The sequence below is a fragment of the Helicobacter monodelphidis genome, assembly GCF_003288845.1.
GTDB lineage: Bacteria > Campylobacterota > Campylobacteria > Campylobacterales > Helicobacteraceae > NHYN01.
In genome coordinates this window covers 1-8,470 of sequence record NZ_NHYN01000032.1, presented here as the reverse complement: position 1 = coordinate 8,470, position 8,470 = coordinate 1, and the positions used below count along the sequence as shown (strand labels likewise).

Annotated in this window: 14 protein-coding genes; all 14 read right to left on the bottom strand. The window is 31.1% G+C overall.

Annotated elements, in window-relative coordinates; genetic code table 11:
* Nucleotides 1-167: 167 nt before the first annotated feature.
* The 14 genes from CCZ01_RS09305 to CCZ01_RS09240 are packed head-to-tail and all read right to left on the bottom strand — an operon-like array spanning nucleotide 168 to nucleotide 8,380.
* Nucleotides 168-722, bottom strand: coding sequence for a hypothetical protein (locus CCZ01_RS09305; RefSeq protein ID WP_112052944.1), 555 nt, complete (start codon nucleotides 720-722; stop codon nucleotides 168-170).
* 40 nt (nucleotides 723-762) lie between these two features.
* Entirely contained in the window at nucleotides 763-1,089 is a 327-nt protein-coding gene (locus CCZ01_RS09300) for a hypothetical protein (protein ID WP_112052943.1), read from the bottom strand.
* The gene (locus CCZ01_RS09295) at nucleotides 1,082-1,417 is read right to left on the bottom strand and encodes a hypothetical protein (RefSeq protein ID WP_112052942.1); all 336 of its coding nucleotides are present in this window, start codon (nucleotides 1,415-1,417) and stop codon (nucleotides 1,082-1,084) included. Before CCZ01_RS09295 ends, CCZ01_RS09300 begins: the two co-directional genes overlap by 8 nt.
* Nucleotides 1,414-1,653, bottom strand: coding sequence for a hypothetical protein (locus tag CCZ01_RS09290; RefSeq protein WP_112052941.1), 240 nt, complete (start codon nucleotides 1,651-1,653; stop codon nucleotides 1,414-1,416). Before CCZ01_RS09290 ends, CCZ01_RS09295 begins: the two co-directional genes overlap by 4 nt.
* Nucleotides 1,637-1,948, bottom strand: coding sequence for a hypothetical protein (locus CCZ01_RS09285; RefSeq protein WP_112052940.1), 312 nt, complete (start codon nucleotides 1,946-1,948; stop codon nucleotides 1,637-1,639). Before CCZ01_RS09285 ends, CCZ01_RS09290 begins: the two co-directional genes overlap by 17 nt.
* Nucleotides 1,949-2,464, bottom strand: a complete 516-nt coding sequence (locus tag CCZ01_RS09280) for a hypothetical protein (RefSeq protein ID WP_112052939.1) — start codon at nucleotides 2,462-2,464, stop codon at nucleotides 1,949-1,951.
* Nucleotides 2,465-2,466: 2 nt separating this feature from the next.
* Nucleotides 2,467-2,859: a hypothetical protein gene (locus CCZ01_RS09275; RefSeq protein WP_112052938.1), complete on the bottom strand. Its 393-nt coding sequence runs from the start codon at nucleotides 2,857-2,859 to the stop codon at nucleotides 2,467-2,469.
* Nucleotides 2,856-4,019: a hypothetical protein gene (locus CCZ01_RS09270; RefSeq protein ID WP_146745243.1), complete on the bottom strand. Its 1,164-nt coding sequence runs from the start codon at nucleotides 4,017-4,019 to the stop codon at nucleotides 2,856-2,858. Before CCZ01_RS09270 ends, CCZ01_RS09275 begins: the two co-directional genes overlap by 4 nt.
* Nucleotides 4,016-4,342: a hypothetical protein gene (locus tag CCZ01_RS09265; protein WP_112052936.1), complete on the bottom strand. Its 327-nt coding sequence runs from the start codon at nucleotides 4,340-4,342 to the stop codon at nucleotides 4,016-4,018. The genes CCZ01_RS09270 and CCZ01_RS09265 overlap by 4 nt, the downstream gene beginning before the upstream one ends.
* Entirely contained in the window at nucleotides 4,339-4,725 is a 387-nt protein-coding gene (locus tag CCZ01_RS09260; protein ID WP_112052935.1) for a hypothetical protein, read from the bottom strand. The genes CCZ01_RS09265 and CCZ01_RS09260 overlap by 4 nt, the downstream gene beginning before the upstream one ends.
* Nucleotides 4,712-5,017, bottom strand: coding sequence for a hypothetical protein (locus CCZ01_RS09255; RefSeq protein ID WP_112052934.1), 306 nt, complete (start codon nucleotides 5,015-5,017; stop codon nucleotides 4,712-4,714). Before CCZ01_RS09255 ends, CCZ01_RS09260 begins: the two co-directional genes overlap by 14 nt.
* A gap of 10 nt (nucleotides 5,018-5,027) precedes the next feature.
* Nucleotides 5,028-5,657 (bottom strand): hypothetical protein, encoded by a 630-nt coding sequence (locus CCZ01_RS09250; RefSeq protein ID WP_112052933.1) that lies wholly within the window; start codon nucleotides 5,655-5,657, stop codon nucleotides 5,028-5,030.
* Entirely contained in the window at nucleotides 5,650-5,997 is a 348-nt protein-coding gene (locus CCZ01_RS09245) for a hypothetical protein (protein ID WP_112052932.1), read from the bottom strand. The genes CCZ01_RS09250 and CCZ01_RS09245 overlap by 8 nt, the downstream gene beginning before the upstream one ends.
* Nucleotides 5,984-8,380: a serine-rich family protein gene (locus tag CCZ01_RS09240; protein ID WP_112052931.1), complete on the bottom strand. Its 2,397-nt coding sequence runs from the start codon at nucleotides 8,378-8,380 to the stop codon at nucleotides 5,984-5,986. Before CCZ01_RS09240 ends, CCZ01_RS09245 begins: the two co-directional genes overlap by 14 nt.
* Nucleotides 8,381-8,470 lie beyond the last annotated feature (90 nt).

The window sequence follows — 8,470 nt, the reverse complement described above, 5'->3', positions numbered from 1 at the left end:
TTTTCTACTTTTTGAATAGGTGTTACTCTATTTTCTTTGCTTGAACTCAGTAAGTGTAAAAATTTGTTAACATCATTGTTTATAGAACTCATTGACTATTCCTCTTGTCTAAAACTAAATATAGTTAGAAAGCCTCCACCTCTTGGGCGGGGGTAATTCACTTTGCTTTAACTGAGCAATTTTTTTAGCTGCTCCTGTAAAGCTATTGCTTCTGTGCAATCCTTTTCTTGCTTTATTTCAAACCCAGCTTCTACCATTTTTTTCTCTTTAATTACTTTGAAGTTTTCCTTAGCAATTGAACTCACTGCTTGTAGCACCTCTTTTGGAATAATAGAACATTCTTTGGCTGACTCTTTGATGTCTAGTGCATTTGTTTCTAGCTCCTCCAGCACATACATATAGGCATCAACAAATTCTTTTAGCTCCTCTTTAAGCAAAGCTTTTTTGTAATCTTTCATAAGCGATAATTCTGCATTTTTCTTATTTTCCTTGTCCTTAAAAAGTTCATCAATACAAGCCAACACTAATGCTATCTTGATTTTATTTGGTAAAGGGTTATTTTCTTTATCAAATATTTCACATTCACTTGCAATCTCATACTTTAGAGAGTTTTCTCTAATTTTTTTAAAGACTTCCATATCAGCTCTTTCAATGTAAAGATTATTTAAGCGACTCAATAACTCTTTTGCTTCAACAATTTGATTTGGCTCTAACATAACCATTTTTTTCTCCTCATTAGATAAGTGTTTATTCCTCGTTATTTCACAATGATTTAAGTTTTAACAATTTAACCTCCTGTTGTTGTAAAAAGATTAATTCTTGTTGTAGCAGAATTCTATCTTGCTCTAAGATACTAATTCTTTTAAGTAGGTTTTCTTTTTCTTGGATGTTTTCTCTGATTTCTTCAATAATTGGCTTAATTTCATTATCGTATCTTTTTTTAACATCTTCGTTTTTACTATTAATATTTTTGGCTATTTTCCTAAGGGACATCGCAATTCCTGATTCAGAAGATAAAGAATAAGGTATAGGAATAGCTGCATAGCTTACAACAAAAAATATAGCAAAAAAAACTATTTTATTATTCATCTTTATTTCCTTCAATCATCATATTGATTGATTCAAGATGATTCTGCTTATTCTGCAAAAAAATTTGTTGCTTTAATGAGACATTTAAAATCTTTTCTGCTTCTAAGTATTTTTTTTGAGTCATATCAATTTCTTGCTGTGACTTTTTTGCTTGTTTTAAAGATTCTACGATTTGATCTATGACTTCAGCAATTGCGTAATCACCACGATTATACTCATTGATTGTTATATTTGCCCTTTGTTCAGGATATGTTAAATCAGAACAACCCGGAATACAAGAACAATACACAAAAGAACAACTCAAAATTATCATAAAAAATATTTTCATTGTAATTCCTGCATTTGCACATCAACATACATTAGTTTAAGTCTTCTCAAATGTTCGAAAAGACTTTCTGACAAGGAAATAAAATATATTTTTTGCAGAATTTGAATTTTTTTGAAACTCACAATTTGTGTTTGAATACTTAATTCTTTGTGTACTTCAACCCATTTATCCAGTGCATCAATTGATTTTGAGTGAGCAAAAACCAAAAAAAGAAGCAAACTAAAAACCAAACGCATTATTTTTTCTCTCTTTAATTCTTAACCTAATCAATCGATTCATTTTACACCATAGCTTAAAAATGAAAATATCATATTGTTCCCCCTTTGTTTTTTTAAACAAAGCCCAGTAAGCAATCAAAGCTCCAAACGAATACACAACAAAAAACATTGTTTCCCACTGAAAAATTAAGTAGGTAAGACAAAAAATTAAAATATTCTCAAAAGAGCAAAGAAAAAATACAACACCCAACTTCAGCTGATATTGTTGTTTTTTCAAAATTTCACTCAAAGATTCATTTGAATCAATTTTCATTTATGCTCCTTTTTGTAAAACTTTCTTTACGATTTCTGATGTAATTTTTTGTGATGATGTTGCCTTAAACAAATCTGTTGCACTTAAATTAGAATTAATGGAATTTAATTTTCCATTTTTTAAGGCTTCCGAAAAATCGTCAATTTTATTATTGACAAGATTGTTGCAAAAATCTGATTTCTTATCCAAAAGATGGCTTACGCCTTCTTTAAGCTCACTTGAGAGATGGTTATTTTCTTTTAAATTTTGTTGAAGCTCTTTTATAATTAGATCTTGAGAAAAAGCTTTATTCTCCTTTAAAGCAGCATAAATATCATTCGATAAACTCCCCTTATTCCCAGTCTTAATAGCTTCTAAAATATTTTGTAGAATATCATTCAATAAAGCAAAAAAATTTTTTTCCAACAACACATCATGCGAATCCATTGAAATTGGCTTGTTCGCTCTTTCTCTCTGATGAGCAACATTTTTTTGCACAAGACTTTTTAAATTTGCAATACGATTTTTAAAATCCATTTTTAACCTCCCAAAATTATAATTAAAAACATAATAAATAAAGTGATTCCAAAGCCAATGTTCAACAGCATTTGATTCTTGGTTTTTGCCTTTTTCTCTTGCTCTAAAAGCTCAATAACAACCTGCTTAATTGATTCTATCTGTTGATGTTCTCTTTCTTTTAAATCCTCTCCCAGTAACATAGAAATTGCATTTTGGTATTCACCATTTTGAGAATTTTCCATATATTCTCCAACTTCCTCAATAATTTCTGAAGAAACCTTATTAATGTTAGATTGCTCCAAATCCATTTCATTTAAGATACTGCGTATCTTTATTAATTCTTCTTTTAGAATATGGGCAAGAATATTGATATCGCCTTCAATATTTTTCAATCTATTTGTTAATTCAATCATTTTACGCCTCCCAACAAAGAATCAATTTCTTTTTGTGCCGCTTCTTTATCAAACTTTTCATTCATAATAACTGCTTTTTCTGCCACCAAATACATTTTCTCTTCATATCTTTTGTATTTTTGATGAATTGAAGCAATTAAGTTCGCCTCTCTTAGTTGCTGTTCTCTAATTTTAGCCACCATCTTTGGGCGTAAATCATCTTTTAACAAGTCAACTTGAGCTTGTGTTGGAAAAGCCATATCATCTACATTTCTTTGTAGCCTTAATGCAGATTCGATTTCTTGAGCTTTTGCATTATTAACTTCCTTTATTGCTTCTACAACAATTTTATTTGCCTCATTTTGTGCATCTTCTGAATCCAATTTTTGACCATTCAGTGTAGTAGAGATTGAAGAACTTAATTTTTGAATGGAGCTTTGATTAAAACCTACAGAAAGTTGCTTAACGCGCTCATTGCGTTGTTCTTCGTATTCTCTTAAATCTCTTGGAGCTTTCAAGTCTTCCTTTTTAATTGCAGAAATACTTTTTGATGGGCTAAAAGATAAACTTTTTGCATAATCTTTAAGCATAAATAATACTGATTGATTATCGCTAAAATTCTTGGAATGTTGATTTGTTCCAAAAGGCAAAGCATCTGAAGCAACAGCCATAGATCCAACCAAAGAGTCTTTTTTACTGATGACTTCTTGAAAGCTCCATTTTCTTAGAAAATCATCATAAGTAAGCCCATTAGGCAACTTCAATGACAATGTATCAATATTCGTGTAATCCACTATGCCTGAAACAGCATCTATAGCTCCCTGTGAAGAAATATCTTCAAATTTCTTTTGTTTTGATTCACACAAAGAAACTAATCCTCCAAAACCAACCTCTCTTTTCTTTTTTTTAAAATATGGCACATCAGGCACAAATTTACACACATCAACACTCAAATTATCATATTTTTGTAAGACAGAACATGCGTCAAAATCTCCTGATGACAAATCCGGATCATAGCACACACTTGCAACAGAACCTGTCTTATCATTAAAAATATCCCAAATAGAACCAGAAAGATCTCCCAATCCTGGCATATTTAGAACATTGTCAAGATTACGTGTAAAAGATTCTGCAAAAGCAAAAGAACAACCCACGCTAACTATTAAAGCAATTTTTTTCATTGCAGTCTCCATTCAATATCCTTACTCAAAAGTTGATTAAATTTATGTTGCAAAAAGATCATTTCACGATCTTGCAAATTTGACTCTCTCAGTGAAGATTCCAATTTCTTTAAGTCTTCATTGCTTTTTTTCAATTCTGCAAGATACTTCTCATACTGCTCTTTAAGATGTTCAATTGAAGCATCTAAATGACTATATTCCTGCTCAATAACACTTTTCAATTTTTGCTCAAAAGGCAATTCGGCAAACTCACAAGGAACTTTTACACAAGCGAAACTCAAAGAGCAAAAAGAAAAGAAGAGCAAAAATAACTTTATTGTCATAAGAGTGCTTCTTTCCAATAGTTTCGCACAACACTAAAACCATCTTGTGCACTGCCCAACAACAAAACTCCAAAAACACTTATAACAATAACATCAATGATTACTGCTAAAACAGCACCTACAATACCGGCAATATAAATTTTTGAATTATCTTGAGAGTTTTCAGATTTCTTTTTTTCAATCCATATTCCACCAATAACGCCTATAATTGGCAAGATAAGAGTTGCCCATGCTAAAAATGCTTTTATGCCCACGCCACCAGTTGCCTGTATAGACTTTCCAGCACCTTCAACCAACGCATTAACATCGCCAAACTCATCTGCATTCAAAGTACTAAAATACAGAAATACCATTAAAAATCCAACTTTGTTATAGATCTTCATATTCTTTTGCCTCCTTTTTGACAAAGACACAATGTTCTTGTTTTAAATCAAGCTGGAGTGTTTCTCCAATACTATTTTCTAAAACCTCGCCAGCAATGAGTTGTCTCATTTCCTCATCACTCAAAACTCTATTGGATTCCCAAAAGTTTTGAGCATAAAAAATATGAAAACTACATTTTCCAACTGATACAATTTTTTTATTTTTATTACTTACTTTATAATTCTCGCAAGCGACCATACCATTTCTTTTTCCTACCTTGCCTGTTCGGCATTTAGGACACATTGTTGCCATTTTTTTCCTTTCAAATTAAAATTAAACGCCAAGCTTCATTGATTCTTTCAACTAAATTCCCGTTAGGTAAAAATAAAGCAAATGAAGCTATAAATGCAAAAGCTAGATAAAGCGTAAAAGTCACAATCCCGCTAATTGCTGTAAAAACTAAAACACCCAAGTAGCTCTGCCTATATACATCTTTTTGTGCTTGAAATACACCGTATCCAAGCCCCACAAGAATTACAACCAAAGGAAGTAACAAAAACAATACATCAGCAAATATTCTAATTGCAAAGAGAGTTGTATATGCTGCATTAACCTCTAAGCTCTCATTTGTTGAAGCAATAGACAAAACGTCTGCTTTACTCTCTGCCCAAAAAATTTTGAACAATTTTTCTTGAATGTAATTGCTACTTACCGCCTTATTGAAAAGATCCAAAGTCTTGATTAATAACATAAAGCCTATGCACGAAAATAAATGAACAAAAAAAGCACTCACGGCTACTCCCAAAATATTAAAGGCACTCGTGTTTGGATCTTTTGCTTTTAAGATACCTTTAATAACAACAAATAGGAATGGGCAAATAGCAAAAATCAACGCAGCACTTCCGAAAACATAAGCAGCTGTAATTAACTTTGCTCCAGATATGCTAATCACTATTTTTTCCTTGTTGCTTTTGCATGATTTGTTCTACAGCTCCCATATCATCAATTAAGCTTTTTAAGTCCATAGTAGCTCTTATAAGCTTCTTTTTAATTCTTCTTAGCCTTTTTGAATCTTCAGCCAACATTTTCTCTTCCTGATGTTTTAGTTTCACCTCCTGCTCGATAAGATAAAGATTGTTAAGCGGTATAATCAAAACTTGCTTATTAGGCGATTTTCTAATTAAAGCAACTTTTTTATTTCTAATCCACTCCCTTATTTTCATTTTGGAAACGCCAGTTGCACGAATATAGTTCTCTACAACAATTTCTGCAAAGCAGTTATTTAACGACATTCAGACTCTCCTTCTCTTTGTTGTAATAAATTTGTGATTGGTTTGGATTTGTATTAAACAATTCGAGCTCTTCATCTGTGATTGGAAGCTTTAAATGAAATACACCTTCACTATATGCAATACAAAGTTCATGAGATTCTGTGCAACTAATTGCCTCAAAAAGTTTTTCATTCGCAGAAATAGCACTTTTTGAAATTTCTTTGATAACTTCTTCCCTTTTTTCTGGGCGAAGTAAAAATATTCTCGTATCAAGATTTGTTAAAATAGCTGAAGGAATGTGTTCAAGCTTTTGCACAACAAAACATAAATGCACATTGTATTTTCTCGCCTCTAAAGCAATGGTTTCAAACATTTTTTGCAAATAAGGCACAAGGAAAAAATTTCTCGCTTCCTCGATTGCATAAAAAAGTTTTGGAGCTGTTTTTGATTGTCTTTTACACAATAAAGCAAATTCTCTATCCTTAAGGTATGTTTTTTGAAAAATAGAAAGATAAATAGGCGTAAACAATGAATTTTCTTTAAAATTATTCAAATCCATACTAATTACATCAGCATCACTGATGTCTATATTATCCCAAGTGCTAAAGAGTTGAAGTTTATGAATATCACTTAATTTCTGTGCTAAAGAAGCGTAAGATTTACGGTCATCTTCTGTGATCTGTTGATTGTCTGATAAAATTTTTGCGGCTTTTGCCATATCTTTCAATAATGGTCTTTTTAAAAAACGATATTTTTTCTCTTGGATTTCTTGTAAATAAGTTGTTTTACTATAGCCTAAGTTTAATAATTCTTGCACAATCTTAGGATGAGATTCGACAAGATTACGAATATCATACTTTTGGTAATTCGCATTCGAGTAGACATCATGTATAATTTTCTTAAAAGCGGCTACTTCATTGATACTTAGAGCTTGACTGTGTTGAGATTCCAAAATAACACTTGTGAGATCAATTGCAAATTGAATATCTGCTTCGATTTGCTCTAAATCGTTCTCCATATCGATGCCAACAAGATTATATTTAAACGAAAATAAATCACTAGCAATGTGAGCCACATTATTTTTTGGATTAGACTTCAAAAGATTAATAAATTTTTCATCTGAAAAACCTACATCATAACTTCTAATTCTAACTTGTCCTTGTCCCTTTCCCAAATTACGAGCTTCTCCACTCATGAAATCAAAATCAATCATTTGAGACATAATTTTTTGCTTGGATACAGATTTTCCACTACCAGGTTTAGCAACAATGCAAGAATGCGGATTGTCATTTTCCTCTGAAAAACTATAATTAACAAAAGCACCATTCTTATCTTTTCCAAAAATATCTGGGCTTTTTGCAGATCTTTTATGGACACTTGCAATAAAATTATGCAAATAGCTTGGCTCAACTAAATAATCAAATTCAATGTCTCTATATTTGAAAGGAAGTTTTCTGATAATGTCCTTTCTAAAAATATCTTTTTTGATATATGAGGTTTTCAAGGCTAAACCTAATTGTCCCACAATATCTTCGCTATACTCTTTCAAAAAAACCAAATTATTAACGATAGCAAGATTTGTTTTGTTGTGAGAATAAAAATCCTTAAGTGCAATGAAATATTCCTTGTTTCCACTTAATTTTGCGGAATTAATCAAGAGACTAATTTGATTTTCTATTCTTTTTTGATATAAATCATAAAAAAACCAAATAACGCCACTAAAATTCATTTTAAAAACCGATTGAATATTCGTTTTAGGCACATCAACTTCTCGAAATCCCTGCAATACATCTAACTCACTCAAACCTTTAAAAATAGCCTCTCTTGCCATTTTTTTAAATGAAACAAAATTTGGTTCTTTATCTATGCAATCAAAATCAATTTTTAGATTTCCTTCAAGTTTCTTGTTTCTCTGAAAAAAATTATTTTGACACCAAAAGGATAAAATAGTATTTGCAATTTCCTCGCCACTCAATAATTCCTCTTGAAAATAATTTGCAAAATTTTTAACAATACTCTCATTAAAGCTAAAAATATATTGGCATTGTTGCAAACCTTGTTTGTGTAAAATATAGTAGAAATATCCATTTTCACTTTTTTTATATTGTTCGATAAGTGTTTCCATTTCTGGAGCAGGAAAATAATCGTGGATTGTAGAATATCCGATAATCTTAACGCCGTATAATTTTTTGAAAGGAACATTGCACAAAATAGATTTTTCTTCAGTCGCATCGACCATAAATCCGCTATTACTATAGTATGTATTTAAGAATGTATAAAGAGGTATAGCCAATCTATCAAAAAAACAACTAGGAAGTTCAATGTTTGGATCTTTTCTTTTAAACCCAAAATAAACTCCTGCTAAAGCCCCTCCAATCAACATCAACAAAGGAATATTAATCATTTACCCTCCCTCTTTCTTGCAACTTCTCTTAGAAAATCTGTCTTATTGTCTGATTGTGGGATATTGTCTAATGTCTTGATTGCATAATCA

Bases quoted from the DNA above. Each gene is read 5' to 3' on its own strand.
- CCZ01_RS09305 (WP_112052944.1), bottom strand. From the start codon at position 722: ATGGTTATGTTAGAGCCAAATCAAATTGTTGAAGCAAAAGAGTTATTG.
- CCZ01_RS09300 (WP_112052943.1), bottom strand. From the start codon at position 1,089: ATGAATAATAAAATAGTTTTTTTTGCTATATTTTTTGTTGTAAGCTAT.
- CCZ01_RS09295 (WP_112052942.1), bottom strand. From the start codon at position 1,417: ATGAAAATATTTTTTATGATAATTTTGAGTTGTTCTTTTGTGTATTGT.
- CCZ01_RS09290 (WP_112052941.1), bottom strand. From the start codon at position 1,653: ATGCGTTTGGTTTTTAGTTTGCTTCTTTTTTTGGTTTTTGCTCACTCA.
- CCZ01_RS09285 (WP_112052940.1), bottom strand. From the start codon at position 1,948: ATGAAAATTGATTCAAATGAATCTTTGAGTGAAATTTTGAAAAAACAA.
- CCZ01_RS09280 (WP_112052939.1), bottom strand. From the start codon at position 2,464: ATGGATTTTAAAAATCGTATTGCAAATTTAAAAAGTCTTGTGCAAAAA.
- CCZ01_RS09275 (WP_112052938.1), bottom strand. From the start codon at position 2,859: ATGATTGAATTAACAAATAGATTGAAAAATATTGAAGGCGATATCAAT.
- CCZ01_RS09270 (WP_146745243.1), bottom strand. From the start codon at position 4,019: ATGAAAAAAATTGCTTTAATAGTTAGCGTGGGTTGTTCTTTTGCTTTT.
- CCZ01_RS09265 (WP_112052936.1), bottom strand. From the start codon at position 4,342: ATGACAATAAAGTTATTTTTGCTCTTCTTTTCTTTTTGCTCTTTGAGT.
- CCZ01_RS09260 (WP_112052935.1), bottom strand. From the start codon at position 4,725: ATGAAGATCTATAACAAAGTTGGATTTTTAATGGTATTTCTGTATTTT.
- CCZ01_RS09255 (WP_112052934.1), bottom strand. From the start codon at position 5,017: ATGGCAACAATGTGTCCTAAATGCCGAACAGGCAAGGTAGGAAAAAGA.
- CCZ01_RS09245 (WP_112052932.1), bottom strand. From the start codon at position 5,997: ATGTCGTTAAATAACTGCTTTGCAGAAATTGTTGTAGAGAACTATATT.
- CCZ01_RS09240 (WP_112052931.1), bottom strand. From the start codon at position 8,380: ATGATTAATATTCCTTTGTTGATGTTGATTGGAGGGGCTTTAGCAGGA.